The 26,168-nt window shown below is 68.3% G+C and carries 23 protein-coding genes; 11 read left to right on the top strand and 12 right to left on the bottom strand.

Going from position 1 to position 26,168, the window contains the following annotated elements:
* Nucleotides 1-6 precede the first annotated feature (6 nt).
* Together ACPT94_RS14180 and ACPT94_RS14175 are read right to left on the bottom strand one after the other, a co-directional pair.
* The gene (locus ACPT94_RS14180) at nucleotides 7-1,557 is read right to left on the bottom strand and encodes a globin domain-containing protein (protein WP_425245957.1); all 1,551 of its coding nucleotides are present in this window, start codon (nucleotides 1,555-1,557) and stop codon (nucleotides 7-9) included.
* Nucleotides 1,558-1,960: 403 nt separating this feature from the next.
* Nucleotides 1,961-2,593, bottom strand: a complete 633-nt coding sequence (locus ACPT94_RS14175) for an HAD family hydrolase (RefSeq protein WP_360347382.1) — start codon at nucleotides 2,591-2,593, stop codon at nucleotides 1,961-1,963.
* A gap of 189 nt (nucleotides 2,594-2,782) precedes the next feature.
* On the opposite strand from ACPT94_RS14175, the gene ACPT94_RS14170 reads away from it, so the two are divergent.
* Nucleotides 2,783-3,649: a GNAT family N-acetyltransferase gene (locus tag ACPT94_RS14170; RefSeq protein WP_360347380.1), complete on the top strand. Its 867-nt coding sequence runs from the start codon at nucleotides 2,783-2,785 to the stop codon at nucleotides 3,647-3,649.
* A gap of 170 nt (nucleotides 3,650-3,819) precedes the next feature.
* Here ACPT94_RS14170 and ACPT94_RS14165 read toward each other — a convergent pair whose 3' ends face one another.
* Nucleotides 3,820-5,028: an MFS transporter gene (locus tag ACPT94_RS14165; protein ID WP_425245956.1), complete on the bottom strand. Its 1,209-nt coding sequence runs from the start codon at nucleotides 5,026-5,028 to the stop codon at nucleotides 3,820-3,822.
* Between the two features lie 144 nt (nucleotides 5,029-5,172).
* Here ACPT94_RS14165 and ACPT94_RS14160 point away from each other — a divergent pair, with 144 nt between their 5' ends.
* Entirely contained in the window at nucleotides 5,173-5,637 is a 465-nt protein-coding gene (locus tag ACPT94_RS14160) for a MarR family winged helix-turn-helix transcriptional regulator (protein WP_425245955.1), read from the top strand.
* A 9-nt stretch (nucleotides 5,638-5,646) separates the two neighbouring features.
* Entirely contained in the window at nucleotides 5,647-6,099 is a 453-nt protein-coding gene (locus ACPT94_RS14155; RefSeq protein WP_360347374.1) for a GNAT family N-acetyltransferase, read from the top strand.
* A 79-nt stretch (nucleotides 6,100-6,178) separates the two neighbouring features.
* Here ACPT94_RS14155 and ACPT94_RS14150 read toward each other — a convergent pair whose 3' ends face one another.
* Together ACPT94_RS14150 and dnaB are read right to left on the bottom strand one after the other, a co-directional pair.
* On the bottom strand, nucleotides 6,179-7,564 hold the full coding sequence (locus ACPT94_RS14150; RefSeq protein ID WP_360347372.1) for a serine hydrolase domain-containing protein: 1,386 nt from the start codon (nucleotides 7,562-7,564) through the stop codon (nucleotides 6,179-6,181).
* Between the two features lie 58 nt (nucleotides 7,565-7,622).
* A complete protein-coding gene (gene dnaB / locus ACPT94_RS14145) occupies nucleotides 7,623-9,101 on the bottom strand; it encodes a replicative DNA helicase (RefSeq protein WP_360347370.1) in 1,479 nt (492 codons plus the stop codon).
* A gap of 450 nt (nucleotides 9,102-9,551) precedes the next feature.
* On the opposite strand from dnaB, the gene ACPT94_RS14140 reads away from it, so the two are divergent.
* Complete coding sequence (locus ACPT94_RS14140; protein WP_425245954.1) at nucleotides 9,552-10,898, top strand: MATE family efflux transporter; 1,347 nt, start codon at nucleotides 9,552-9,554, stop codon at nucleotides 10,896-10,898.
* A gap of 148 nt (nucleotides 10,899-11,046) precedes the next feature.
* Here the strand turns inward: ACPT94_RS14140 and rplI are convergent, their stop codons facing one another.
* The 4 genes from rplI to rpsF all read right to left on the bottom strand — a co-directional run bounded on the left by rplI (nucleotide 11,047) and on the right by rpsF (nucleotide 12,744).
* Nucleotides 11,047-11,493, bottom strand: a complete 447-nt coding sequence (gene rplI / locus ACPT94_RS14135; RefSeq protein WP_171118437.1) for a 50S ribosomal protein L9 — start codon at nucleotides 11,491-11,493, stop codon at nucleotides 11,047-11,049.
* 18 nt (nucleotides 11,494-11,511) lie between these two features.
* Nucleotides 11,512-11,748: a 30S ribosomal protein S18 gene (gene rpsR, locus ACPT94_RS14130; protein ID WP_003949403.1), complete on the bottom strand. Its 237-nt coding sequence runs from the start codon at nucleotides 11,746-11,748 to the stop codon at nucleotides 11,512-11,514.
* A 45-nt stretch (nucleotides 11,749-11,793) separates the two neighbouring features.
* A complete protein-coding gene (locus tag ACPT94_RS14125; protein WP_425245953.1) occupies nucleotides 11,794-12,372 on the bottom strand; it encodes a single-stranded DNA-binding protein in 579 nt (192 codons plus the stop codon).
* Nucleotides 12,373-12,453: 81 nt separating this feature from the next.
* Nucleotides 12,454-12,744, bottom strand: coding sequence for a 30S ribosomal protein S6 (gene rpsF, locus ACPT94_RS14120; RefSeq protein ID WP_004950685.1), 291 nt, complete (start codon nucleotides 12,742-12,744; stop codon nucleotides 12,454-12,456).
* Nucleotides 12,745-13,031: 287 nt separating this feature from the next.
* On the opposite strand from rpsF, the gene ACPT94_RS14115 reads away from it, so the two are divergent.
* From ACPT94_RS14115 to ACPT94_RS14105, 3 genes are all read left to right on the top strand, one after another.
* The gene (locus ACPT94_RS14115; RefSeq protein WP_360347364.1) at nucleotides 13,032-13,346 is read left to right on the top strand and encodes a hypothetical protein; all 315 of its coding nucleotides are present in this window, start codon (nucleotides 13,032-13,034) and stop codon (nucleotides 13,344-13,346) included.
* Nucleotides 13,347-13,556: 210 nt separating this feature from the next.
* Entirely contained in the window at nucleotides 13,557-14,678 is a 1,122-nt protein-coding gene (gene femX, locus ACPT94_RS14110) for a peptidoglycan bridge formation glycyltransferase FemX (RefSeq protein WP_360347362.1), read from the top strand.
* An 82-nt stretch (nucleotides 14,679-14,760) separates the two neighbouring features.
* Nucleotides 14,761-15,792, top strand: a complete 1,032-nt coding sequence (locus tag ACPT94_RS14105) for an alanine racemase (RefSeq protein ID WP_360347360.1) — start codon at nucleotides 14,761-14,763, stop codon at nucleotides 15,790-15,792.
* Nucleotides 15,793-15,886: 94 nt separating this feature from the next.
* Here ACPT94_RS14105 and ACPT94_RS14100 read toward each other — a convergent pair whose 3' ends face one another.
* Complete coding sequence (locus ACPT94_RS14100; RefSeq protein WP_425245952.1) at nucleotides 15,887-17,386, bottom strand: glycosyltransferase family 87 protein; 1,500 nt, start codon at nucleotides 17,384-17,386, stop codon at nucleotides 15,887-15,889.
* 131 nt (nucleotides 17,387-17,517) lie between these two features.
* Nucleotides 17,518-20,202 (bottom strand): transglycosylase domain-containing protein, encoded by a 2,685-nt coding sequence (locus ACPT94_RS14095; protein ID WP_425245951.1) that lies wholly within the window; start codon nucleotides 20,200-20,202, stop codon nucleotides 17,518-17,520.
* 385 nt (nucleotides 20,203-20,587) lie between these two features.
* On the opposite strand from ACPT94_RS14095, the gene ACPT94_RS14090 reads away from it, so the two are divergent.
* The 4 genes from ACPT94_RS14090 to ACPT94_RS14075 all read left to right on the top strand — a co-directional run bounded on the left by ACPT94_RS14090 (nucleotide 20,588) and on the right by ACPT94_RS14075 (nucleotide 24,389).
* Nucleotides 20,588-21,271, top strand: a complete 684-nt coding sequence (locus tag ACPT94_RS14090) for a PadR family transcriptional regulator (protein WP_360347354.1) — start codon at nucleotides 20,588-20,590, stop codon at nucleotides 21,269-21,271.
* A gap of 44 nt (nucleotides 21,272-21,315) precedes the next feature.
* The gene (locus ACPT94_RS14085; RefSeq protein ID WP_360347352.1) at nucleotides 21,316-22,398 is read left to right on the top strand and encodes an inositol-3-phosphate synthase; all 1,083 of its coding nucleotides are present in this window, start codon (nucleotides 21,316-21,318) and stop codon (nucleotides 22,396-22,398) included.
* Nucleotides 22,399-22,488: 90 nt separating this feature from the next.
* Nucleotides 22,489-23,751 (top strand): MFS transporter, encoded by a 1,263-nt coding sequence (locus ACPT94_RS14080; RefSeq protein ID WP_425245950.1) that lies wholly within the window; start codon nucleotides 22,489-22,491, stop codon nucleotides 23,749-23,751.
* A 125-nt stretch (nucleotides 23,752-23,876) separates the two neighbouring features.
* Nucleotides 23,877-24,389 (top strand): LppU/SCO3897 family protein, encoded by a 513-nt coding sequence (locus ACPT94_RS14075; protein WP_360347348.1) that lies wholly within the window; start codon nucleotides 23,877-23,879, stop codon nucleotides 24,387-24,389.
* A 105-nt stretch (nucleotides 24,390-24,494) separates the two neighbouring features.
* On the opposite strand, the gene ACPT94_RS14070 is transcribed toward ACPT94_RS14075, so the two are convergent.
* Nucleotides 24,495-25,961, bottom strand: a complete 1,467-nt coding sequence (locus tag ACPT94_RS14070; RefSeq protein ID WP_360347346.1) for a CCA tRNA nucleotidyltransferase — start codon at nucleotides 25,959-25,961, stop codon at nucleotides 24,495-24,497.
* Nucleotides 25,962-26,168: the final 207 nt, after the last annotated feature.

Genomic DNA, 26,168 nt, shown 5'->3' with positions numbered 1-26,168 from the left:
GCCGGGTCAGTGGCCGGCGGCGACGAGCTCTTCCACCGAGTCGTGGCGTATGCGCTCCACCGGGATGCCGACGCCGCGGAGGGCGTCCACTCCGCTGCGGATCATGCCGGGCGGGCCGGAGACATAAGCGTCGTACTCGGTCCAGGGGCCGAAGGCGCGTATGGCGTCGGGGAGCTGGAGCAGTCCGTCGCGATCGACGACCGGGCGGACCTCCAGCCAGGCGTGGGACTGCTGGAGCCTGAGCATCGTGTCGATGTCGTACAGGTCGTGGTCGCTGCGGGCGCCGTAGAACACCTCGACCGGGCGGCGGGCGCCGTGCTCGGCGACGTCCTCGACCAGCGCCTTGATGGGAGCTATGCCGGTGCCGCCGCCCAGACAGAGCAACCCGCTGTCACTGGTGTGGTCGACAGTCATGGAGCCGGCGGGCGGGCCGAGCCGGACGACGTCGCCGGGCCGGGCGCGGTGCACCAGCGCGTTGGAGACCCAGCCTGCGGGGATCGCCTTCACATGGAAGGTCAGCAGGCCGTCGGAGCGGGGCGCTGAGGCAAAGGAGTAGTGCCGCCAGATCCGCGGCCACCACGGCGTCTCGATGCTCGCGTACTGCCCGGCGAGGAAGGGGTAGGGCTGGTCGGGGCGCAGGGTGAGGACGGCGATGTCCGCGGTTCTCAGGTCGTGGGAGACGACCTCCGCGTACCACCAGGCCGGTGCGCGCAGCTCGTCCGCGGCCGCCGCGTCGATCATGACCTGGGAGATCGTCGTGTACGTCCGGACCCAGGCCGCCTCCGTTTCGGCGTCCCACACGGACTCGGCGTACTTGCTCAACGCCCCGATGAGGCATTCGCCGACGGCCGGGTAGTGCTCGGCGCTGGTGCCGTACTTGCGGTGGCCACGGCCGAGGTTCTGCAGGTAGTCGACGAGGACAGGGGTGTTGTCGATGTGTTCGGCGGCGGTGAGCAGGGCCTTGAGCAGCCGGTCCCGCTGGGCGTCCATCGCGGGCGGAAAGAGCGAACGCAGATCGGGGTGGCGGACGAAGAGCAGGGCGTAGAAGTAGGAGGTGACCTTGTCGGCCACGGGGGCCACCTCGGCCATGGTCCGCCGGACGAGGACGGCGTCCGGGGAGGGGGTCCCGGCGGGGGCGGCGGACCGTTGGGCGGGTACGCGGGTCTCGGTGAGGGCCGGTGGCGGGACAGGTGCCCGAGGCTCCGCGGACGCGGGCGTCTCAGTCTCTGTGGGTTCCTGCGTCTGAACGGAGGCCGGGGGCTCCGCGAGCTGCTGGGGCTGATCGCTCGCGGATGCGGTCCACGGGGAGGGAGGCGCGGGTATTCGGGAGGCCGGGTCCTGGGCCTCGTCCTGGGCCGGTTCGCCGTCGGGGCCCGCCGTGCCCCTGCTCACGGGGCGCAGCGCGGCCAGGCGGCGGCCTTCGGAGGTTCCCTGCTCGCTGCCGGCAGCCGATACCGGCTGCTTGCGCGGCGTGAACCATCCGTCCCCGCCGCCGGGCGTGCCGTCGTCGGCCGACCTGGTGGTCGGAGCGTCCATGGTGTGCCTCGCCTCGAACATCTTTCGGTCGGTCTGCGCACTTCCACGTTCGGAAGATGCCTGCTTCCCCCGCAGACGGCTTGGTTCTCCGTTCCGTTCCACGGCCGGTGCGGCCGCGGTCCACCCGTATTTCTGCTGCGTGCGGTGACGTAAGGCGAGAGTGCGACACGGGCCGAGTCCTCTCACCGCAGCATCCCACCCACTGCGGATGCCCCAGCCGCATAACCGAAATCGCGGGTCTTCGATCTCTCCGTCCCGTTAGGCTGCATTGCCCTGTCTCGGCCCGCACGGAATGTGTGCACTGGATCTTGCACATCTCGCCCCGGACACGAACCGGACTCGACCATACCGGGCGCCGCTCCCGGCACAAGTCCCCCCTTCCCTCCTCGAAGAAGACCAGGGTGCGAACCGCGGGTTCCTTCAATTACCGGGCGTGGCGCACCAATTCATAGGCATCCCACAGATCCGTCCCCGCATAGGAGTGGGTCGCGATGCCCGAGAGATGACTGTCCGCATTGACCGCCACGGAGACGGGCACCACACCGAACAGGTCCTTGTCCGAGAGGGAATCGCCATACGCGACGCAGTCGTCCCGTGTCAGCCCGAACTCCCCGCACAGCTGGTCGGCGATCAGCACCTTCGCCGCGGCACTGAGTACTCCCGCCGGGTCCACGGGCTCGGTGAAAGGCACCGCCGGAAAACGCGAGCCATAGGCGGCGTGGGCACCCCACCCCGTCAGCCGCTCCACGAAGAAGGAAGGCGAGAGCGATACCACCGCGCAGTACTCCCCTCGGCTCCTGATCTCCGCCCAGACCTCGCGAATGCGCGCCAGCCAGGGAGCCGCCTCGAATGCCGCCGCCACATGTGCGTCAGTGAGCTGCGCCCAGAGGGTGTACACCTGTGTCGCGTACTCCGGCGGCCCGATACGTCCTGCCGAGATCGCCCGGTCCAATGCGACCGTCTCTGCTTCCAGTCCAAGCTGACGCGAAATCTCGACCGGCGCTGTCGTCCCGTACAGCAACGTGCCGTCGAGATCGAAGAGATGAAGTCTCGTCACGGGCCGAGGCTAACGAGCGGTACCGACAGCATCTCGCGGGGGTTCCCAAGGGCCGGCGCTCGTGTTTCACGTGAAACGTCGCCCCGTCTGCCGGCACAGGGTGGAGTTGACCACGGCATGGCCAAAAGCATCAGTGTCTCCAGGGAAACAGGTGGACGCCGGAGGCACCGGTCGGACAGCCTGACCTGCGTGCCGACTCCTTCCCCCGCCGCTCTCCCCATCCGCCGACTGACGCACCGCGATCTCACCGCCTGCGCCGACTTGTCCGAGGACCGGGGGTGGCCACGCGAGGAGCACAAGTGGGGCCTCCTCCTCACCGCCGGGAAGGGGTATGGCATCGACGACCCCGACGGGGGTCTTGTCAGCGCCTGCGTCGTCACCGAGTACGGCCCGCCCGGTCGGCCCGCTCTCGGAGCCATCGGCATGGTGCTGGTCGCCGAACGGCACGCCCGTCAGGGCATCGGCCGTCGTCTGATGCGGCACGTCGTCTCCGCGATGGGCACCACCCCCCTGACCCTGCACGCCACGCCGTACGGTCGTCCGCTGTACGAGGAGCTGGGATTCAAGGTCATCGGCCGGGCCGAGATGGTGGTCGGGCACCTCACCGCTGAAGGACCGGAGCCCGGTGTCGTCACCCGTGCGGCCACGGCCGAGGACCTCGCCACGATCCTCCGGCTCGACGAAGAGGTGTTCGGCGCCGACCGCACTCACATCATCGCCCGTCTGCCCGCCTTCGCCGATCAGGTACGGGTCGCCGAGGACGGCGGCCGGATCATCGGCTACGCGGCCGCCTGGCCCAACATGGACACCCATGTGGTGGGCCCGCTGATCGCCCGCGACACCGAGACGGCGAAGGCCCTCCTGGCGTCCCTCGCCGCCCACACCGACCGGCCCCTGCGCACCGACATCGACGTACGGCACGAGGAACTGCTCGCCTGGGTGAAGGCGAGGGGTCTGAAGTCCGTCGCCTTCAACGCCGTCATGACGTATGGGACTGCGGACCTGCCGGGTGACTGGCGCCGACGCTTCGCTCCGCTGACGGTCGCGGCCGGCTGAGGCTTTCGGACATGACGACGCCGGTTCCCGCGATCCGTCGGTAACCGGCGTTCTGAGTGAAGGACCGCCGTCGGGCGGGTGCAGCCAAGGCAGGCCATGGCGCAGCCGTGGTCCTGCGGACGCGCACCGCGGACCGCTCCGCCCGGTACGGCCCGGCCGACCGGCATGGCTCAGCGGCGGACGGCCACCGGCTGCTCGGCCGGCGCACCTCCGGCGACGACGGCGCTGGGGGCACTGTCGCGGCGCTCCAGCGCGGCCGAGACGAACGCGAGGATCAAGGCGGCCGCGGCGAGTACGGCACCGACCCAGTTGGGGGCCGTGTAGCCGAGGCCGGCGGCGATGACGAGGCCGCCGAGCCAGGCGGACAGTGCGTTGCCGAGGTTGAAGGCGCCGATGTTGACCGCCGAGGCGAGCGTCGGGGCGCCGTGCGCCTGGTCGAGGACGCGCTTCTGCAGCGGCGGGACGGTCGCGAAGCCCAGGGCGCCGATCAGGGCGATCGTGACGGCCGCGAGGGCCTTGTTGTGCGCGGTGAGGGTGAAGAGCGCCAGGACGACCGCCAGGGCGCCCAGGGAGACGTACAGCATCGGCATCAGGGCGCGGTCGGCGTACTTGCCGCCGACGAGGTTGCCGCCGACCATGCCGAGCCCGAAGAGGACCAGCAGCCAGGTGACGGAGCCGTCGGCGAAGCCGGCGACGTGGGTCATCATCGGCGCGATGTAGGTGATGGCCGCGAAGACGCCGCCGAAGCCGAGGACGGTCATCGCCATGGCGAGCAGGACCTGCGCGTTCTTGAAGGCGGCCAGCTCGTGGCGCAGGCGGACGCCCTCCGGCCGCGGCACGTCGGGGACGAGCTTGGCGATGCCGACCAGTCCGACCACGCCGAGGAAGGCGACGATGCCGAAAGTGACGCGCCAGCCGACGCTCTGCCCCACGAGGGTGCCCAGCGGGACCCCTACGACGTTGGCGACGGTGAGGCCGGTGAACATCATCGCGATGGCGCCGGCCTTCTTGTCCGGAGCGACCAGGTCGGCCGCGACGACGGAGCCGATGCCGAAGAAGGCGCCGTGGGCGAGGGAGGCGACCACGCGACCGATCAGCATGACCGCGAAGGCCGGGGCGAGGGCGGACAGCAGATTGCCGACGATGAACAGACCCATCAGCAGCATGAGCATCCGCTTGCGGGAGACCTTGGTTCCGAGGACGGTCATCAGCGGGGCGCCGAACATGACGCCGAGTGCGTAGCCGGTCACGAGGAAGCCGGCGGTGGGGATGGAGACCCCGAAGTCACCCGCGACCTCGGGCAGCAAGCCCATGATCACGAACTCGGTCGTTCCGATTCCGAAGGCCCCGATCGCGAGGGCCAGAAGCGCGAGAGGCATGGCGGGGGTACACCTTCCCAGACGATTGCATGTGCGCTTTGCGTGCGTCCACAATAATTGCAGGCGCTGGCTATCTGCAACCGCCGACTATTGCAGTGTTGCTCTATCCTGGTTTCAGCCGCCCCGGGACGGAGGAAGACGCCCATGACTGCGACGGACCCCGCACTCACCGCCCTCGCCCAGGGCTGGTGCGCCCTCTCCCTGCTGCACGGGAGGATCGAGGCCCACATCGAGCGCGCGCTGCAGGCCGGACACGACCTGAGCGTGCGCGAGTACTCCCTCCTCGACGTGCTCAGCCGCCAGCACGACGGTGAGGGGGGCCATCTGCAGATGAAGCAGGTCGCCGACGCGGTCGTGCTCAGCCAGAGCGCCACCACACGGCTCGTCACCCGGCTTGAGGACCGCGGACTGCTCGAGCGCTACCTGTGCCCCACCGACCGCCGCGGCATCTACACCAACGTCACCGAGGCCGGCCTCAAGCTGCTCGGCGAAGCCCGGCCCACCAATGACGCGGCACTGCGCGAGGCCCTCGACGAGGCCGCCAGGAACCCGGAACTGGCCCTACTGGTGCGGGTCGTGGAGTCACTGAAGGCGCCCGCCGCTGCTTAGGCTGCCCCCATGGGAGATCTTGAAATACGTGCCGCCGTCACCGAGGACATCCCCGCCATCGTCGGGATGCTCGCCGATGACCCGCTGGGTGCCCAGCGCGAGTCGCCGGACGACCTCACGCCGTATCTGACCGCGCTGGAACGGCTCAGCGCCGACCCGAACCAGCGTCTGGTCGTCGCCGTACGGGACGGACGTGTCGTCGGCACCCTCCAGCTCACGATCATCCCCGGCCTGTCCCGACGCGGTGCGACCAGGTCCATCATCGAGGGCGTACGCGTCCACGCCGACGAGCGCGGCAGCGGTCTGGGAACACGCTTCATCGAGTGGGCGATCGAGGAATCCCGGCGGGAGAACTGCCAGTTGGTGCAGCTGACCTCCGACAACACGCGCACCGACGCCCACCGCTTCTACGAGCGACTGGGCTTTGTGGCCTCACACGTGGGCTTCAAGCTCCAGCTCTGAGGCCCCGGCACCCACAGCAGAAGCGCCGTGTTTCACGTGAAACACGGCGCTTCCTCCGCTCGGAGGCACTTGACGGTGGTCAGCCGATCCCCCGCCATCCCTCCGGGTCGACGCCACCGGGCACAGCGGCCCTCTCGTCGTACGGCTGACGCGTGAACACGAAGGATCCGAGGTCCAGGTGGTCCACGGTGCCATCAGGGCGTCGTACGGCCCGCAGGACCTCTCCGGCGAAGTATCCCTCCAGCCCCGTCCAGGTCCCGTCACCGTTCGCCCGGAACCGCGAACTCCGTCCGCCGCCGGAGAGCGGCCCCAGGGAGACAAGCCCGTCGGCCGTGAGACGCAGCGCGAAAGGATTCGTGCCCCAGTACCACTGGCCCGCCAGCTCGAGAACGGAGCGCTCGACCTCCCGCAACGGCTTCCAGGGTTCGGGGATCCGCGGCTCGGCCTCGGCGACGATGCGTACGAGGTCGGCGGCCACCTGCGTCACCATCGGACCGGAGGTGCAGTTGGCGAGCACCACCGCGGCGACGTCATCGGCCACGCTGAGGGTGAGACTCGCCAGGAAGCCCGGTACCGAACCGGAGTGACCCACCAACAGCCGACCGCCCTGGTTCTCGATCCGTAGGCCGAGCCCGTATGCGCCGCCGTCGACGAGGTCGGTGAGCTCGGCGGGCGCCGCGGGCGTCCGCATCTCCCGCAGGGTCTCGGCGCTCAGGACCCGGTCGTCCCCACGGACCAGGAAGGCGGCGAACCGTGCCAGATCTCCGGCCGTCGACCAGAGTTGGCCGGCGGCGGCCATCCTCCCGAAGTCCTCGGTGGGCTCAGGCAGCATCACGTCGGCCCACGGATGCACCGCCCAGCCACCCGCATGCGGGTGCCCTGGTCGCATACTCGTGCGGTTCAGCCCCAGAGGTTCGAGCACTTCACGCCGTAGTACGTCGTCCCACGGAGCTCCGCGCAGTTCTTCGACCAGGCCGCCCAGAAGGCTGTAGCCGGGATTGGAGTAGTGGAATCGGCGTCCCGCCGGGTGCAGGACGGGCTGGTCGCCGAGAACGTCGGTGAACTCTGGACGCAGCGAGCCCGGCGTCCGCTCCCACCACGGACCGGGCGATTCTGCCGCCAGTCCACCGGTATGGGCGAGCAGTTGGGCGATCGTGGCCTCCCCCGCGCCGGTTCCCGGCAGATACTTCTCCAGCGGGTCCTCGAGGTCGAGCGCTCCCTCGTCGCGCAGCCGCAGCACGAGAACGGCGGTGAAGGTCTTGGTGATCGAGCCGATCCGGTACTGCACGTTCTCGTCCGGCGCGTGTCCGTCGACCGAGGTCCGCGCCCCGTGCCACACGGCACGCCCGTCCCGTACGACCGCGGCGACGAGCGAGGGGGACCGCCCTTCGGCCTGAGCCACGGCGATCCGGTGCAGCAACGCACGCCGTGTGGCGGGAAGCAGATCTTCCTGAGATGACGTCATGGGCCCAGTCCACCTGGCCGCACGGTCGCCGTCGAGCCCATTTCGCCGAGGGCGCCGGTCAGGTCTGCGCCATGTCCACGAAGCGCGAGTAGTGGCCCTGGAAGGCGACGGTGATGGTGGCCGTCGGGCCGTTACGGTGCTTGCCGACGATGATGTCCGCCTCGCCCGCGCGCGGCGACTCCTTCTCGTACGCGTCCTCGCGGTGCAGCAGGATCACCATGTCGGCGTCCTGCTCGATGGAGCCGGACTCACGCAGGTCGGAGACCATCGGCTTCTTGTCCGTGCGCTGCTCGGGACCACGGTTGAGCTGCGAAAGCGCGATCACCGGGACTTCGAGCTCCTTGGCCAGGAGCTTGAGGTTCCGGGACATGTCCGAGACCTCCTGCTGACGGCTCTCGGAGCGCTTGGAACCACCGGACTGCATCAGCTGCAGATAGTCGATGATCACGAGCTTGATGTCGTTGCGCTGCTTGAGCCGACGGCATTTCGCGCGGATCTCCATCATCGACAGGTTCGGAGAATCGTCGATGTAGAGCGGCGCGGACGACACCTCGGGCATCCGGCGTGCCAGACGCGTCCAGTCCTCGTCCGTCATGGTTCCGGAACGCATGTGGTGCAGGGCGACGCGGGCCTCGGCGGACAACAGACGCATCGCGATCTCGTTGCGGCCCATTTCGAGAGAGAAGATGACGCTCGGCAGGTTGTGCTTGATCGACGCGGCCCGGGCGAAGTCCAGCGCGAGCGTGGACTTGCCCATGGCGGGACGGGCCGCGATGACGATCATCTGACCCGGGTGCAGGCCGTTGGTGAGCGAGTCGAGGTCGGTGAACCCCGTGGGCACACCGGTCATCTCGCCACTGCGCGAACCGATCGCCTCGATCTCGTCGAGAGCGCCCTCCATGATGTCCCCGAGCGGCAGGTAGTCCTCGCTGGTGCGCTGCTCGGTGACGGCGTAGATCTCCGCCTGGGCCCGGTTGACGATCTCGTCGACGTCGTCGTCGCCCGCGTATCCCATCTGGGTGATGCGAGTGCCGGCCTCGACCAGGCGACGCAGGACCGCGCGCTCGTGCACGATCTCCGCGTAGTACTCGGCGTTCGCAGCCGTGGGCACCGTCTGGACGAGCGTATGCAGATACGATGCGCCGCCCACCTTGTTGATCTCGCCACGCTTGGTCAGCTCGGCGGCGATCGTGATGGGGTCGGCCGGCTCGCCCTTCGCGTAGACGTCGAGGATCGCCTGGAAGATCGTCTCGTGGGCGGGCTTGTAGAAGTCATGACCCTTGAGGATCTCGACCACGTCGGCGATGGCGTCCTTGGACAGGAGCATGCCGCCGAGAACGGACTGTTCAGCGTCGAGGTCCTGCGGCGGCACCCGCTCGAAGGCCGTGCCGCCGCCGTCCCATTCGCCGCTGTCCCGGCCCCGGTCGTGCTGGTCGTCACGGCCACGGCCGCCGTCGCCGCGCCGCCGGGCGGAGGGCAGACGATCACTGGGACCGCTGTCGGCCCACGGATCGTCCAAGGGCTCGGAAATGCTCACCGAGCCACCTCCTCCCGTCCGCGGCGCGGACCTCGCCGTGCCCCTCATTTCTACGGCACGGCACTGACAACTGAGAGGCCCAACTCCGGTTAGTGCCTGTCGGATTTGTGAGGTTTTCACAGCCGACACAGGGAGCGGGCGTCGGACAACCGTAGGCCTGCGGGCAGCGTCAGCCAATCTGGTTATCCACAGGCCATGTGGACGACGGCCCCGATGCTGTGGAGAACTCCGCAAAACCTGTGCACGACCCGGTGGACAGCCCTGTGAACAAGCCCTCGATCTCTCTCGCGAAGCCCCTCCGACCTGCATGTTTACCGTCCACCGGCTGTGCAGAAGAAAAACTTCCCCAGTCGGGCCAAGATCGCTTCGAACGGTGCGCGAGAGGACACGCGATGAGACGATGAGTAAGGGACAGTCACCCCTTGCGGCACTTACCTGTGGACGATTAGATTGGTGGTCATGACACAGGCTCCCGCGATGCCCAAGGCCACCCGGAGACAGCACGATCGCGAGATCGTCGCACTGGCCGTACCGGCCTTCGGAGCACTCGTCGCCGAGCCCCTCTTCGTCATGGCCGACAGCGCCATCGTGGGCCACCTCGGTACCGCACAACTCGCCGGCCTCGGTGTCGCCTCGGCGCTTCTGACGACCGCCGTCAGCGTCTTCGTCTTTCTCGCCTACGCCACCACGGCAGCCGTCGCCCGCCGCGTAGGCGCCGGCGACCTCCCGGCGGCCATCCGTCAGGGAATGGACGGCATCTGGCTGGCGCTGCTGCTCGGTGCCGTGGTGATCGCCGTCGTCCTGCCGACAGCCCCTGCCCTGGTGGAGCTCTTCGGCGCGTCGGACACAGCCGCACCGTACGCGACCACCTATCTGCGCATCTCGTCGTTCGGCATCCCGGCCATGCTGGTCGTCCTGGCCGCGACCGGCGTGCTGCGCGGTCTTCAGGACACTCGGACACCGCTCTACGTCGCCGTCGCGGGATTCGTCGCCAACGCCGCCCTGAACGCCGGTCTCGTCTACGGCGCGGATCTGAGCATCGCGGGCTCCGCCTGGGGCACCGTCCTCGCCCAGTGCGGCATGGCCGCCGCCTACCTCACCGTGGTCGTCCGGGGTGCCCGCCGCCACGGCGCCTCGTTGCGACCCGACGCCGCCGGCATACGGGACTCCGCCCAGGCCGGTGTGCCTCTGCTGGTACGCACACTGTCCCTTCGGGCCGTTCTGATGATCGCCACCGCTGTGGCCGCGCGCCTCGGTGACGCCGACATCGCGGCTCACCAGATCGTCCTGTCCCTGTGGAGCCTGCTCGCCTTCGCCCTCGACGCCATCGCCATCGCAGGGCAGGCCATCATCGGGCGCTATCTCGGCGCCAATGACGCCCCGGGGGCCCGCGCCGCCTGCCGCCGCATGGTGGAGTGGGGCATCGCCGTGGGTATCGTGCTAGGTCTGCTGGTGGTGATCAGCCGACCGCTCTTCCTGCCACTGTTCACCGGCGACCACGTGGTCAAGGACGCAGCGCTGCCCGCCCTTTTGGTGGTGGCGCTCTCCCAGCCGATCTGCGGCATCGTCTTCGTCCTGGACGGCGTACTGATGGGCGCGGGCGACGGCCCCTACCTCGCGTGGGCCATGGTGCTCACCCTAGTCGTCTTCGCTCCGGTGGCCCTGTTGGTGCCGACTTTCGGCGGTGGACTCACCGCGCTCTGGGCGGCGATGACGCTGATGATGCTGGTGCGGATGCTGACTCTCTGGCTGCGTGCCCGCTCCGGCCGGTGGGTGGTCACCGGTGCCAGCCGCTGACCGTTTCACGTGAAACCGACGTTTCCCGTGAAACAACGGTGCGGCGACACCTACAGACAGCCTCATCTGAAGTCGGCCCGAGCATGCGCAAGGGGCCGCACCCCTGAAGGTGCGGCCCCTTCTCAGCTCTTCAAGCCGAGCGCAGCGATCAGGCCGCGACGACCTCGATGTTGACCTTGGCGGCAACCTCGGGGTGCAGACGCACGGACGTCTCGTGAGCGCCCAGGGTCTTGATCGGCGCACCGAGCTCGATGCGACGCTTGTCGACCTCGGGGCCACCGGCAGCCTTGATCGCGGAGGCGATGTCGGCCGGGGTGACGGAACCGAAGAGACGACCGGCGTCGCCGGAGCGGACGGCCAGACGGACCTTCACACCCTCGAGCTGGGCCTTGACCTGGTTGGCCTGCTCGATGGTCTGGATCTCGTGGATCTTGCGAGCGCGACGGATCTGCTCGACGTCCTTCTCGCCACCCTTGGTCCAGCGGATCGCGAACTTCCGCGGGATCAGGTAGTTGCGAGCGTAACCGTCCTTGACGTCGACGACGTCGCCCGCGGCACCGAGGCCGGAGACCTCGTGGGTGAGGATGATCTTCATGTGTCGGTCACCCTTCCCTTATCGCGCGGTGGAGGTGTAGGGCAGCAGCGCCATCTCACGGCTGTTCTTGACGGCCGTGGCGACGTCACGCTGGTGCTGCGTGCAGTTGCCGGTCACGCGGCGGGCACGGATCTTGCCGCGGTCGGAAATGAACTTCCGCAGCATGTTCGTGTCCTTGTAGTCCACGTACGTGACCTTGTCCTTGCAGAAAGCGCAGACCTTCTTCTTCGGCTTGCGCACAGGCGGCTTCGCCATGGTGTTTCTCCTGTGTGATCAAGAAGTTGGGGTACGAACCCGCCCTTAGAAGGGGGGCTCGTCCGAGTAGCCGCCACCGCCGCCGGAGCCGCCGGAGCCGCCGCCCCAGCCGCCGCCGCCCTGGTTGCCACCGGCGGGAGCGCCGGTCGCCCACGGGTCGTCGGCAGGAGCGCCGCCGCCCTGCTGACCGCCGCCGGAGCCGCCGCCCCAGCCGCCGCCACCCTGGCCGCCACCGCTGTAACCGCCCTGGCCACCGCGGCCGGAGGTCTTGGTGACCTTCGCCGTGGCGTTGCGCAGGCTGGGGCCGACTTCCTCGACGTCCAGCTCGAAGACCGTGCGCTTGACACCCTCACGGTCCTCGTAGGACCGCTGCTTCAGCCGGCCCTGCACGATGACGCGCATGCCTCGCTGGAGCGACTCGGCGACGTTCTCCGCCGCCTGGCGCCAGACCGAGCAGGTCAGGAAGAGGCTTTCGCCGTCCTTCCACTCGTTCGTCTGACGGTCGAAGGTGCGGGGAGTGGAAGCGACACGGAACTTCGCGACCGCCGCACCGGAGGGGGTGAAGCGCAGCTCGGGGTCGTCGACAAGATTGCCGATGACCGTGATGACGGTCTCGCCTGCCATGGGGGAACCTCTCGGCGGGTTTGCTGCTGCTGGCTGCTTGTGCTGCTACTCAGATTCCCGAGATCAGCTGAGCGGGAGAGCTCAGTGGGTCTCGGGGCGGAGGACCTTGGTCCGGAGGACCGACTCGTTCAGGTTCATCTGGCGGTCGAGCTCCTTGACGACCGCAGGCTCGGCCTGCAGGTCGATGACCGAGTAGATGCCCTCGGGCTTCTTCTTGATCTCGTACGCGAGACGACGACGGCCCCAGGTGTCGACCTTCTCCACCTTCCCGTTGCCCTCACGGACGACGGAGAGGAAGTTCTCGATCAGCGGGGAGACAGCGCGCTCCTCGAGATCGGGGTCGAGGATGACCATCACCTCGTAGTGACGCATGTGGAACCCACCTCCTTTGGACTCAGCGGCCACGGTCGATCCGTGGCAGGAGGGTTGTGATGCGTACGCAACGGTATCGGCCGCCACTGACAATCGGGGGTCGGCTTGCGACGTTCCCGCTCTGAGCTGGGCGAAGTCCCTGGCTGTGCCTGGGCAGACACCGGTGCAGAAGATACAGACTACCTGCATACCGGCTTCCGGTTGAAATCCGGCCGACCGGACCGCCAATCTGTACGCATCGGGTGTGTATGGCGCTACGATGCGCCGCCTTCCGCAGGAGGTGCCCTATGGCACAGGCATTGCGACCCAACACCGGAATCGGCTCCCTCTTCGCCACGGACGGAAAGTCCCACCCAGTCCAGGACACCCTGCTCGCGGTGACCCTGGTGCTCGGTGTGGCGTCGTTCGTGACGGCGCAGTTCGACAACCTGCATCTGATCAGTTCCTGGACCGGTCTGGTGGGGATCGGAACCGGCGCGTACGGACAGTGGATCTCCGAGACCACCCGGGAGCGCTTCGGTCTTATCCTGGGCCTCGGTGCCTCCGGCGTCGGCTTCTTCCTCGGCATGGCGCACGGCGGCCTCTTCGGCGGACTCTGGTGACCTGACCGACGGCGATCCGGCACCCCGGACACCGTCCACGACCAACACGCGTAGAGGCTGCTGAGCCCCGGCGGACCGCTCCGGCCGTCCATGGGCCGGGGCGAAGCAGCCGTACGTCCAGTCGGGCTGCCCGCAAGGCGCAGTAGGCTTCGGCGCGAGAGCCGGAGCCCCTGTACCCATGGGGACACACCAGCCCGAGGAGCGCCCCGAATGAGCCTGACCCTGAGGACGATCAGTCGCGAGCAGCATCTGGCATACATCCAGAGCCTGCCGTCGGCGAGCCACATGCAGGTTCCGGCCTGGGCAGACGTCAAGGCGGAGTGGCGTTCGGAGAACCTCGGCTGGTTCGACGGCAGGACCGGCGAGCTCGTCGGTGTCGGCCTGGTTCTCTACCGTCAGCTCCCCAAGATCAAGCGGTACTTGGCCTATCTGCCCGAGGGCCCGGTCATCAACTGGTATGCGCCAAATCTGACCGACTGGCTGGAACCGATGCTCGCGCACCTCAAGCAACAGGGCGCGTTCTCCGTGAAGATGGGCCCGCCGGTGATCATCCGGCGCTGGGAGGCCGGCTCCATCAAGGCCGGCATCCAGAACCCGGACGTGAAGCGACTGCGCGACATCGAGGCCGACTTCATCGAGCCGCGCGCCTTCGAGGTGGCCGACAAGCTGCGCCGCATGGGCTGGCAGCAGGGCGAGGACGGCGGCGCCGGCTTCGGCGACGTCCAGCCGCGTTACGTCTACCAGGTGCCGCTGGCGAACCGTTCCCTTGAAGAGGTCCACAAGAACTTCAACCAGCTGTGGCGCCGCAACATCAAGAAGGCCGAGAAGGCCGGCGTCGAGGTCGTCCAGGGCGGCTATCACGACCTCGAGGAGTGGCAGCGGCTGTACGAGATCACGGCCGTGCGCGACCACTTCCGGCCGCGGCCGCTGTCGTACTTCCAGCGCATGTGGACGGCCCTCAACACCGAGGACCCCAACCGCATGCGGCTGTACTTCGCCCGCCACAACGGCGTGAACCTGTCGGCGGCGACGATGCTGATCGTCGGCGGGCACGTCTGGTACTCCTACGGCGCCTCCGACAACATCGGCCGGGAGTTCCGCCCCTCGAACGCGATGCAGTGGCGGATGCTGCGCGACGCCTACGCGCTCGGAGCCACCGTCTACGACCTGCGCGGCATCTCCGACTCGCTGGACGAGTCGGACCACCTGTTCGGTCTGATCCAGTTCAAGGTCGGCACCGGCGGGCAGGCCGCCGAGTACCTCGGCGAGTGGGACTTCCCGCTGAACAAGCTGCTCCACAAGGCGCTCGACATCTACATGTCGCGCCGCTGAGCTCGCGTTCGCCGCTTCGACAAGGTCACCAGCTCCCCTCCCTCTGACACACCCAGCCACGAGAAAGGTTCCAGGTCCGGCCATGGCGCTCACGCTCTACGTCGACACCGCGCGCTGGCGGGCGCACCACAAGCACGTGCAGGAGCAGTTCCCCGGGCTCGTCCCGGTCTGCAAGGGCAACGGCTACGGCTTCGGGCACGAACGGCTGGCGGAGGAGGCCACCCGGCTGGGCTCGGACATCCTCGCCGTCGGCACCACGTACGAGGCCGCGCGCATCAAGGACTTCTTCGGCGGTGACCTGCTGGTGCTGACGCCGTACCGGCGCGGCGAGGAGCCCGTGCCGCTGCCCGACCGGGTCGTTCGCTCGGTGTCGTCGGTCGACGGCGTGTACGGCCTCGTGGGCGCCCGCGTGGTGATCGAGGTGATGTCCTCGATGAAGCGGCACGGCATCAGCGAGCAGGACCTGCCGCAGCTGCACGCCGCCATCGAGAACGTCCGGCTGGAGGGCTTCGCCATCCACCTGCCGCTGGACCGCACCGACGGCTCCGACGCCGTCGAGGAGGTCATCGGCTGGATGGACCGGCTGCGCGCGGCCCGGCTGCCGCTGCACACGATGTTCGTCAGCCACCTCAAGGCCGAGGAACTCGCCCGGCTGCAGCAGCAGTTCCCGCAGACCCGTTTCCGCGCCCGTATCGGCACGCGGCTGTGGCTGGGCGACCACGAGGCCACCGAGTACCGCGGAGCCGTCCTGGACGTCACGCGTGTCGCCAAGGGCGACCGGTTCGGCTACCGGCAGCAGAAGGCCGCCTCGGACGGCTTCCTGGTGGTCGTGGCGGGAGGAACGTCGCACGGGGTGGGCCTGGAGGCCCCCAAGGCCCTGCACGGCGTCATGCCGCGTGCCAAGGGCGTCGCCCGGGCCGGGCTCGCCACGGTGAACCGCAACCTCTCGCCGTTCGTCTGGGGCGGCAAGCAGCGCTGGTTCGCCGAACCGCCGCACATGCAGGTGTCCATCCTGTTCGTGCCCTCGGACGCCCCGGAGCCGACGGTCGGCGACGAGCTGGTGGCCCATCTGCGGCACACCACCACGCAGTTCGACCGGATCGTGGACCGCTGAGCAGGCGGGGATCCGAGCACGACGGCAACGCGCGAAGGCCGTACACGGGACTTCCGTGTACGGCCTTTCGTACGGCCGGGCAGAGCCTGTTCGCTCAGAACGAACCGTCGGTCGCGCCTTGCTTGCCCCACTCCACCTGCGGCCCGTCGAAGTGGGTCTCGTCCTGCGGGGGACGGGCCGCCGCGCCGAGGACGAAGACGTCCTCCGCGCCGTCGAGCACGCCTCCTGAGGGGTCGTCGTCGCCGGCCTGCCGCACCACGTCCCGTTCCGGCATCAGGATGTCCCGGACGACCATGACGCACAGATACAGCGTGCCCAGCAGGTGGACGCCGATGGCCCAGTGATAGCCGTCGGTCGGCAGGCCTTTGTGGGCGTCTCCGCTGGTGGTGTACGCGAGGTACATCCAGATGCCCAGGAAGTACGCCACCTCGCTCGCCTGCCAGATCAGGAAGTCACGCCACTTCGGCCGGGCCAGCACCGCCAGCGGGACCAGCCACAGGACGTACTGCGGCGAGTAGACCTTGTTGGTGAGGATGAAGGCCGCCACCATCAGGAAGGCGAGTTGGGCGAAGCGGGGGCGGCGCGGAGCGGTGAGCGTCAGCCCCGCGATGCCCATGAAGCACAGCACCACCAGGAGCGTGGCCAGGGTGTTGACGCTGTCGGTGGTGAGGGGATCGCTGGAGTTCTGGGCGAGGATCAGCCAGAAGGAGCCGAAGTCGACGCCCCGTTCCTGGCTGAACGTGTAGAACTTCGACCAGCCCTCGAAGGCGAAGAGCATCACCGGCAGGTTGACCACCAGCCAGGCGGTGAGGGCGCCGCCCACGGCGATGGCGAAGGGCCGCCACTTCCCGGCCCGCCAGCACAGCACGAAGAGCGGCCCGAGCAGGAAGACGGGGTAGAGCTTGGCGGCCGTGGCGAGCCCCAGGAGGACTCCGAAGGCGAGCGGCCGGCCCCGCGACCACATCAGCATCGCCGCGGCCGTCAGAGCGACCGCCAGCAGGTCCCAGTTGATGGTGGCCGTCAGCGCGAAGGCGGGCGCCAGGGCGACCAGCAGGCCGTCCCAGGGGCGCCGGGCGTGCGTGCGGGTCACGCAGACGGCGATGACGGCCGCGCACGCCATCAGCATCCCGGCGTTGACCATCCAGTACCACTGCTCCTGGTCCTGGATGCTGCCGCTGCCCGGTGTCAGCCAGCTGGCGACCTCCATGAACACGCCGGTGAGCACCGGATATTCGAGGTACTCCATGTCACCGGAGAGCTTGTCGAAGTACGGCACGAGCCCGTCGGCGAATCCGCGCCCCTGATAGAGGTGCGGGATGTCCGAGTAGCAGGCATGCGTGTACTGGGAGCTGGCGCCGAAGAACCAGGCACCGTTGTAGCAGGGCGCCTTCTGGACCAGTCCGAGGGCGAACATCCCGATCGCCACCAGCACGATGACCCGTACGGGAGTCAGCCAGGAGGTCCCGGTCAGGGCCCGCCGTCCAAGGGGACCGCCGATCAGCTCACTGCCGGCGGCGGCGACCTCGTCCTCCCTGGTGGGCCGTACCGGATCCGGCTCGTGTAGGCGCTCTGGCGTCGATTCTGCACTGGGCATGGGCCTCATCCTGCCGTACGGACCTAGGAAAACACCGAGGGCCGCCCCACCAGGTGTGGTGGGACGACCCTCGTTTCACGTGAAACATGCGCATGTTTCACGTGAAACACCCGTGTCGGGCGAGGAGACGGCTAACCGGTCCCGCCTCCGAAGAAGCCTCCGCCGTTGCCGTTGCTGTTGCCTCTGCTGTTGCCGTCCGTCTCTGTGGGCGTCGGCGACGGACTGATCTCGCCCGTACCGCCGTCCGTGCCTCCGCTGTTCGCGCCGCCCGTGGTGTCGCCGCAGTCGAAGAAGTTGGTGCACGTCTCACTCGGGGAGGGCGACGGCTCGGGCTCCGTCTCGCTGGGGCTCGGGGACGGCGAGGGGCTCGACTCCTCGGTCTCGGAGGCCGAGGGGGTCGGGGTGGGGGCCGGGTCCTCGTTGAGCACCTTACCGATGGGCTCAGGGGCCGGGAACCTCTCGACCGGCAGATCCTTCATGGCCTCGTCCATGTAGTCGTGCCAGATCTCCGCAGGGAACGAGGCGCCGTGGATCTTCTCCTGGCCACCCGTGCCGAACATCTCGAGGAACGTGCGGTTCTTCAGCGTCTCGTCGTCCGGGTAGCGGAACATGCTGATCGCGGTCGACAGCTGCGGGGTGTAGCCGACGAACCAGGCCGACTTGTTGCCGTCGGTGGTACCGGTCTTGCCGGCCACCTCACGGCCGTCCAGCTGAGCCGCGGTACCGGTGCCCTTCTCGACCACGGTCTTCAGCACGTCCGTGACGTTGTCGGCGACCTTCGAGGTGAACGCCTGCCTCGTGTCCGCCTTGTGCTTGTAGATCTCGCCGTCCTTGCTCGTGACCCTCTCGACGGAGTACGGGTCCCGCTGCTTGCCACTGGCCGCGAAGGTGGCGTACGCACCCGCCATGCGGATCGCGCTCGGGTCGGAGATGCCGATCGAGAACGACGGGAAGGTGGTACCGGCGAGAGTGCCCTCCTTCACCCCGGCGCTGACGGCGGCCTCCTTCACCTTGTCCAGGCCGACGTCCATACCGAGCTGCACGAAGGCGGAGTTCACCGACTCGCGCATCGCCTCCCGCAGATCGATCTTGAACTTGGGCGGACTGCCGTAGGAGGCCTGGCCGTCATTGGTCTGCAGCCACTCCTCACCCTTCTCGTTCTTCCAGATCGACCCGTCGTAGTCCTTGATCTTCAGCTTGTTCTTGCCGCTGAACAGGCTCTTGGGGGAGACGATGGTCCGCTCGTCCTGGGCCTGCGACGAGCCCAGCTCGGGGTTGCGAACGCCCCAGGTCATCGCGGCCGCGAGGACGAACGGCTTGAACGTCGAGCCGACCTGGGCACCGGTCTGGTCGGCGTTGTTGGTGAAGTGCTTGGTCGCGTCCTCGCCGCCGTAGATCGCCTCGATGGCGCCGGTCGCCGGATTCACGGACGCGCCGCCGAACTGGACGTGCGTGTCCGTCTTGGGGCGCTCCTTCGGCTTGATGTTGGCCTTCCGGACCTTCGTGACCGCGGTCTCGAGCTCCTTGACCTTGTTCTTGTCGAAGGTCGTGTAGATCGAGTAGCCACCCCGCCGCAGCTTGTCCTCAGTGATCCCGGTTTCCTTGCTGTGGGTGATCACGTAGCTGTTGGCGAGGTCGACGAGGTAGCCGATCTGGCCGCTCAGCTGGGTGTTGGAGCGCGGGTTCTTCCAGGCGGGGAGCTTGGTGTACTTGGCCCGCTCCACAGGGTCCAGGTGGTTGTACTCGACCATCTTGTTGAGCGTGTCCTGCATCTGGCGGAACGCTCGCCTCTGGTTGGCCTGCGGCGTGGCAGAGGTGTCGATGGAGGTGGCACCCGCGGGGTCGTAGTACGTGGCGCCCTTCAGCATGGCGGCCAGGAACGCGCACTCGCCCGGGTTGAGTTTGATGGCGTCCTTGTCGAAGTACGCGCGGGCGGCGGCCTGAATCCCGTAGGCGTTGCGCCCGTAGTACGAGGAGTTCAGGTAGCCGGCGATGATGTCGTCCTTGTCCTCCTCGGCCCCCACCTTGATCGCGACGAAGATCTCCTTGAACTTACGGGAGATCGTCTGCGACTGGTCGTTCAGCATGGCGTTCTTGACGTACTGCTGGGTGATGGTCGAGCCACCCTGTGTCTGGCCGCCCCTCGCCATGTTGAAGACGGCGCGCGCGATGCCCTTGGGGTCGATGCCGCTGTCCTGGTAGAAGGTCTTGTTCTCCTGCGAGATCACCGCATAGCGCATCGCCTCGGGGATCTCTGCCAGAGGGATGATCTGACGGTTCGTCTCACCACCGGAGGCAACCATCTGGCTGCCGTCCTTCCAGTAGTAGACGTTGTTCTGCGCCTCGGCGGTCTCGTCGACCTTCGGGATGCCCACCATGGCGTACCCGATCCCCGCCACCGCGACAAGGCTGCCGACGAAGCCGACGAACAGGCCGGTGACGAGCTTCCACGAGGGCACCCAGCGGCGCCAGCCGAACTTGTGGGCGCGCGGATAGTCGATCAGGCGCTTGCTGCCGGGTGCGGGACGCCCTCTGCCCCGGCCGGGGGGACCTGACGAGCCGCCGCGGCGGCCACCCGTGGGTTCGGCCGCTCTGCGCCGGCCGCCCTGTGCCGCACGCCGGGCCTCGGCGCGGCCGCCGGGCGACCGCTCCTCGCTTCCCAACCCGTAGAAACCCGACCCGTACGAGTCGGAAGGAGACCCGGTGGCGCCTCGCGGTGCCGCACGGCGGCCGGAGGACGAGCCGGACTGGCCGCGCCGGGCCGCGGCACGTCCGCCTCCCTGCGGCTGCGGCGGTTTGCGACGGTGCTCGCTCATCGAACGACTACTCCTCGGGCAGGCGCATCCGTGCGCGCCTGGAAACGGCGGCTGGTTCCCTGTCCCCCCGAAGTACGGATGCGGTCGGTCGCGCATTCACCCGTACGGCACCGAGGGCCTCGACGCCCCCCGGCGTCACGCGAGTCCCGGTGGTCTGCATGGCGCACAGACTACGCACCGCCAAAACCCATCGAGCCCCCAAGTTCACCTCAAACCGGACAACTCGCTTGTGATGAATCGGTGATGTGATCCCGTTCACCCACCCCGCCCTTGTTCCGTCCGGAAGGCCGTTCTATCGTCGTGATGTATCGAGTCGATACATCAGCGCGACATAAAACCGTCAGGGCACCCGCCACCACGGGTCGTGGCAGAGAGGAGGCGACCTATGAGCCGGCGTTCCGGGATCCTCGAGTTCGCCGTACTCGGCCTGCTCCGCGAGTCCCCGATGCACGGCTATGAGCTGCGCAAACGACTCAATACGTCACTGGGTGTGTTCCGTGCGTTCAGCTACGGGACGCTCTACCCCTGCCTCAAGACGCTGGTCGCCAACGGCTGGTTGATCGAAGAAGCGGGGAACAGTCCGGAGGAAGCCCTCACCGCTCCCCTCACGGGCCGCCGCGCCAAGATCGTCTATCGGCTGACGGCGGAAGGTAAGGAGCACTTCGAGGACCTGCTCTCGCAGACGGGGCCCGACGCGTACGAGGACGAGCACTTCGCCGCTCGTTTCGCCTTCTTCGGGCAGACCTCGCGCGACGTCCGTATGCGAGTCCTCGAAGGCCGCCGCAGCCGGCTGGAGGAGCGCCTGGAGAAGATGCGCGCCTCCCTGGCGCGCACCCGGGAGCGCCTCGACGACTACACGCTTGAGCTCCAGCGCCACGGGATGGAGTCCGTGGAGCGCGAAGTGCGCTGGCTGAACGAGCTCATCGAGAGCGAGCGGGCCGGACGGGACCTGAGGGGTTCCGCGTCCGGGGGGCCCGCTCAGCAGGACACCACATCTGGAGCGACGGGCGGCCTGCCCCGTCCCGGGGACACTCCCGGGACGGATACGCCCGACGACACCGCCACGTGAGCGCCCATTCAGGGCCTCACTCGTACACACAGGGAGCAACCGGAATGGGTTCGGTTCGCGTAGCCATCGTCGGCGTGGGCAACTGCGCCGCATCGCTGGTACAGGGCGTGGAGTACTACAAGGACGCCGACCCGGCGTCCAAGGTCCCGGGCCTGATGCACGTGCAGTTCGGCGACTACCACGTCCGTGACGTCGAGTTCGTCGCCGCGTTCGACGTGGACGCGAAGAAGGTCGGCCTCGACCTGGCGGACGCCATCGGCGCGTCCGAGAACAACACCATCAAGATCTGCGACGTGCCCACCACCGGTGTCACGGTCCAGCGCGGCCACACCCTCGACGGCCTCGGCAAGTACTACCGCCAGACCATCGAGGAGTCCGCCGAGGAGCCGGTCGACGTCGTCCAGATCCTCAAGGACCGGCAGGTCGACGTCCTCGTCTGCTACCTGCCCGTCGGCTCCGAGGACGCGGCGAAGTTCTACGCCCAGTGCGCCATCGACGCCAAGGTCGCGTTCGTCAACGCCCTCCCGGTCTTCATCGCCGGCACCAAGGAGTGGGCGGACAAGTTCACCGAGGCGGGCGTCCCGATCGTCGGTGACGACATCAAGTCCCAGGTCGGCGCCACCATCACGCACCGCGTCATGGCCAAGCTGTTCGAGGACCGCGGTGTCATCCTGGACCGCACCATGCAGCTGAACGTCGGCGGCAACATGGACTTCAAGAACATGCTCGAGCGCGAGCGCCTGGAGTCCAAGAAGATCTCCAAGACGCAGGCCGTCACCTCCCAGATCCCCGACCGGGACCTCGGCGAGAAGAACGTCCACATCGGCCCGTCCGACTACGTGGCCTGGCTCGACGACCGCAAGTGGGCGTACGTCCGCCTCGAGGGCCGCGCCTTCGGTGACGTTCCGCTGAACCTGGAGTACAAGCTCGAGGTCTGGGACTCCCCGAACTCCGCAGGTGTCATCATCGACGCCCTGCGCGCCGCGAAGATCGCCAAGGACCGCGGCATCGGCGGCCCGATCCTGTCGGCGTCGAGCTACTTCATGAAGTCCCCGCCGGTCCAGTACTTCGACGACGAGGCCCGCGAGAACGTCGAGAAGTTCATCAAGGGTGAGGTCGAGCGCTAGAGCTCGTCGCTGAGTCGCTCCTGCCAGGGCTGAAGAGGGCCCCCGGGTCGCATGACCCGGGGGTTCTCTCCGTATGTGAGGCTGTGCCTCATGCCCGTCGTCCGCGATCTGCGCGTCCTGCTGCGCTTCGGCAACTTCCGGCGCCTGCTCGCCGTACGGCTGCTCTCGCAGTGCGCCGACGGCGTCTACCAGGTCGCGCTCGCCACGTACGTCGTCTTCTCCCCGGAGAGACAGACCTCTGCCGCCGCGATCGCCTCCGCGATGACGGTCCTGCTGCTGCCCTACTCCCTGGTCGGCCCCTTCGCCGGCGTCCTGCTGGACCGCTGGCGCCGCCGTCAGGTCTTCCTCTACGGCAACCTGCTGCGCGCCCTGCTGGCGTCGGCGACGGCCGTCCTGATGATCAGCCACGTCCCCGACTGGCTCTTCTACGTCTCCGCGCTGTGCGTCACTGCGGTCAACCGCTTCGTCCTCGCGGGCCTCTCCGCCGCTCTGCCACGCGTGGTCGACGCCGAGCGGCTGGTGATGGCCAACTCCCTCTCTCCGACCGCCGGAACACTGGCCGCGGCCGCGGGCGGCGGCCTCGCCTTCGCCGTACGGCTGGTGGGCGCGGACTCCGACGCGACCGTCGTCGTGCTGGGCGCCACCCTGTACCTCTGCGGGGCGCTCGCGTCACTGCGCATGGCGCGGGAACTGCTGGGACCCGACGAGGTGATGGTGCAGCCCCGGCTCATGACAGCGCTCACGGGCACCGCCCGCGACCTGGTGGCGGGCGTACGGCATCTCGCCGAGCCGGCGCGCCGCGAGGCCGCCTGGGCGCTCGGCGCGATGACGCTGATGCGGTTCTGCTACGGCGCCCTGCTGGTCATGCTGCTGATGCTGTGCCGATACGCCCTGACCTCCGACCCCGGCGACGGACTCGCCCTGCTGGGGCTGGCGTTGGGCATCTCCAGCGCCGGTTTCTTCACCGCGGCCGTCGTGACACCGTGGGCGGTGGGACGGCTCGGGCCCGGCCGCTGGATCGTCGTGTGTGCCGCGGCCGCCGCCGTACTGGAGCCCGCCCTCGGCCTGCCGTTCGCCGCCGCTCCTCTGCTGGTCGCGACGTTCGTCCTCGGTCTGACCACTCAAGGGGCGAAGATCGCCACGGACACGATCGTGCAGTCCTCGGTCGACGACGGCTTCCGCGGCCGGATCTTCTCCGTCTACGACGTGCTCTTCAACATCGCCTTCGTCGGCGCCGCGGCGGTCGCCGCCCTGATGCTGCCGCCTGACGGTCGTTCCGCGGCCCTGGTGATCACGGTCGCCGTGATCTACGCGGTGATTGCTACGGCTATGGCCCGATTCGAGCGCCGATAAGTGTCACATCAAGGACACAGAGTCACTCCTGGCTACAGGCTTGTCAGTGGGGACCGATAACTTACCTGGGTCTTACGCGCTCCTTATGCGCGCACTCACGCATGCTCTTCTAGGGGGACCCCCAAGTGACTACTCCGCCGCCCCAGGGCCAGAACCCGTTCGCCCAGGGTCAGCAGCCCTACGGCCAGCCCCAGGCCCAGGTCCCGTACCCGCCCCAGGGCGGTTACCCGCAGCAGCCTGGCCAGCCGGGCTTTCCCCCGCAGGGGGCGGCTCCGTACGCTCCGGTACCGCCGCAGCAGCCGCGCCGCAAGGTCAGCTTCAAGACGATCAAGAACATCCTGCTCGTCGTGGCCGTCGCCGTCATGGCCATCGTCGGTTACATAACCAGCCAGGACGACGCCAAGCGGGCCGAGGTGGGCGACTGCCTGAAGTCCCCGTCGTCGTCGGCTTCCGACGACGTCCTGGAGGTCGTGGACTGCTCCTCGTCCGGCGCCGAGGTCAAGGTCCTCAAGAAGGTCAAGGGCCACTACACGGAGCTCACCGCCGAGACCGAGTGCCGCAAGGTCAGCGGAGCCACCAGCTACTACGCCGAGACGGGCGACGGCGACGAGTTCCTGCTGTGCCTCAAGGACGTCTGATCTGACCCAACTGCTTCGAGGGGCGGTGTTTCACGTGAAACATCGCCCCTCGGCGTATGCGAACGGGGCATGTTTCACGTGAAACATGCCCCGCGTTTCACGGCCTCAGCTCTGCTCGGCCCACCACTCCTTGAGCGCCGCCACCGCCACGTCGTACGCCATCGGCCCGTTCTCCAGCCGCAGCTCCAGCAAATGCTTGTACGCCTTGCCGATGACGGGGCCGGGGCCGACACCCAGGATCTCCATGATCTGGTTGCCGTCGAGGTCGGGACGGATCGCGTCCAGCTCCTCCTGCTCCTTCAGCTGAGCGATGCGCGTCTCCAGCCCGTCGTACGCGCGCGAGAGCGCGGCCGCCTTGCGCTTGTTCCGCGTCGTGCAGTCCGACCGGGTCAGCTTGTGCAGCCGCTCAAGGAGCGGTCCCGCGTCCCGCACATAGCGGCGAACGGCGGAGTCGGTCCATTCGCCGGTGCCGTACCCATGGAAGCGCAGGTGGAGTTCGACCAGCCGTGAGACGTCCTTCACCAGCTCGTTGGAGTACTTCAACGCCGTCATGCGCTTCTTCGTCATCTTCGCGCCGACCACTTCGTGGTGGTGGAACGAGACCCGGCCGTCCTTCTCGAAGCGGCGGGTCCGCGGCTTGCCGATGTCATGCAGCAGCGCGGCCAGGCGGAGCGTGAGATCGGGGCCGTTCTCCTCCAGCGCGATCGCCTGCTCCAGAACGATCAGCGTGTGCTCGTAGACGTCCTTGTGCCGGTGGTGCTCGTCACTCTCCAGCCGCAGGGCGGGCAGCTCCGGCAGGACATGCTGGGCGAGGCCGGTCTCGACGAGCAGCGTCAGGCCCTTGCGCGGGTGAGCGGACAGGAGCAGCTTGTTCAGCTCGTCCCGGATCCGCTCGGCGGAGACGATCTCCAGGCGGCCGGCCATCTCCGTCATCGCTGTGACGACCTCGGGGGCGACCTCGAAGTCGAGCTGGGCGGCGAAGCGGGCGGCGCGCATCATCCGCAGCGGGTCGTCCGAGAAGGACTCCTCGGGCGTGCCCGGGGTCCGCAGCACCCGCGCCGCGAGGTCCTCGAGGCCACCGTGCGGGTCGATGAACTCCTTCTCCGGGAGCGCCACGGCCATCGCGTTCACGGTGAAGTCACGCCGGACGAGGTCCTGCTCGATGGAGTCGCCGTACGACACCTCAGGCTTGCGCGAGGTCCGGTCGTAGGCCTCCGACCGGTAGGTCGTCACCTCGATCTGAAAGCACCTGTCGACGTCGCCGACGCGGGCATCCTTCTGCGCTCCGACGGTGCCGAAGGCGATCCCGACCTCCCACACGGCGTCCGCCCAGGGCCGGATGATCTTCAGGACGTCCTCGGGGCGGGCGTCCGTCGTGAAGTCGAGGTCGTTGCCGAGCCGGCCGAGCAGCGCGTCCCGGACCGAGCCGCCGACCAGGGCGAGGGAGAACCCGGCCTCCTGGAAGCGGCGGGCGAGGTCGTCGGCGACAGGGGCGACCCGCAGGAGTTCGCTCACCGCGCGGTGCTGCACCTGGCTCAGGGCACTGAGGTTGTCTTCGTTGGCGTTCGGCACAACAGAAGAGAGTACGTGGCCCGGCGAACCGCGGGCGCGCCGATTAAGGCGGGCCGACACCTGCCCCGACAGCGGCTGAAGATCAGCGCTCGTGACGTACGCGAACGCTCCCCTTCACAGGTACACATAGAGGACGGCCCGGCAGCTCCCCCGATCTTGTGGAGCAGTCCGCGGCACTTACCCTCAGCGCGCATCGTTACCATGCGT

The sequence above is a fragment of the Streptomyces aurantiaciflavus genome (assembly GCF_049808595.1).
Lineage (GTDB): Bacteria > Actinomycetota > Actinomycetes > Streptomycetales > Streptomycetaceae > Streptomyces.
Note: the sequence above shows the minus strand (reverse complement) of the source record. Positions and strands in the feature narration are given on the sequence as shown.

Excerpts from the sequence above, each read along its gene's own strand:
- ACPT94_RS14180 (WP_425245957.1), bottom strand. The coding sequence starts at position 1,557 with ATGTTCGAGGCGAGGCACACCATGGACGCTCCGACCACCAGGTCGGCC.
- ACPT94_RS14165 (WP_425245956.1), bottom strand. The coding sequence starts at position 5,028 with ATGCCTCTCGCGCTTCTGGCCCTCGCGATCGGGGCCTTCGGAATCGGA.
- ACPT94_RS14160 (WP_425245955.1), top strand. The coding sequence starts at position 5,173 with ATGACTGCGACGGACCCCGCACTCACCGCCCTCGCCCAGGGCTGGTGC.
- ACPT94_RS14155 (WP_360347374.1), top strand. The coding sequence starts at position 5,647 with ATGGGAGATCTTGAAATACGTGCCGCCGTCACCGAGGACATCCCCGCC.
- ACPT94_RS14150 (WP_360347372.1), bottom strand. The coding sequence starts at position 7,564 with ATGACGTCATCTCAGGAAGATCTGCTTCCCGCCACACGGCGTGCGTTG.
- rplI (WP_171118437.1), bottom strand. The coding sequence starts at position 11,493 with ATGAAGATCATCCTCACCCACGAGGTCTCCGGCCTCGGTGCCGCGGGC.
- rpsR (WP_003949403.1), bottom strand. The coding sequence starts at position 11,748 with ATGGCGAAGCCGCCTGTGCGCAAGCCGAAGAAGAAGGTCTGCGCTTTC.
- ACPT94_RS14125 (WP_425245953.1), bottom strand. The coding sequence starts at position 12,372 with ATGGCAGGCGAGACCGTCATCACGGTCATCGGCAATCTTGTCGACGAC.
- rpsF (WP_004950685.1), bottom strand. The coding sequence starts at position 12,744 with ATGCGTCACTACGAGGTGATGGTCATCCTCGACCCCGATCTCGAGGAG.
- ACPT94_RS14115 (WP_360347364.1), top strand. The coding sequence starts at position 13,032 with ATGGCACAGGCATTGCGACCCAACACCGGAATCGGCTCCCTCTTCGCC.
- femX (WP_360347362.1), top strand. The coding sequence starts at position 13,557 with ATGAGCCTGACCCTGAGGACGATCAGTCGCGAGCAGCATCTGGCATAC.
- ACPT94_RS14105 (WP_360347360.1), top strand. The coding sequence starts at position 14,761 with ATGGCGCTCACGCTCTACGTCGACACCGCGCGCTGGCGGGCGCACCAC.
- ACPT94_RS14100 (WP_425245952.1), bottom strand. The coding sequence starts at position 17,386 with ATGCCCAGTGCAGAATCGACGCCAGAGCGCCTACACGAGCCGGATCCG.
- ACPT94_RS14095 (WP_425245951.1), bottom strand. The coding sequence starts at position 20,202 with ATGAGCGAGCACCGTCGCAAACCGCCGCAGCCGCAGGGAGGCGGACGT.
- ACPT94_RS14090 (WP_360347354.1), top strand. The coding sequence starts at position 20,588 with ATGAGCCGGCGTTCCGGGATCCTCGAGTTCGCCGTACTCGGCCTGCTC.
- ACPT94_RS14085 (WP_360347352.1), top strand. The coding sequence starts at position 21,316 with ATGGGTTCGGTTCGCGTAGCCATCGTCGGCGTGGGCAACTGCGCCGCA.
- ACPT94_RS14080 (WP_425245950.1), top strand. The coding sequence starts at position 22,489 with ATGCCCGTCGTCCGCGATCTGCGCGTCCTGCTGCGCTTCGGCAACTTC.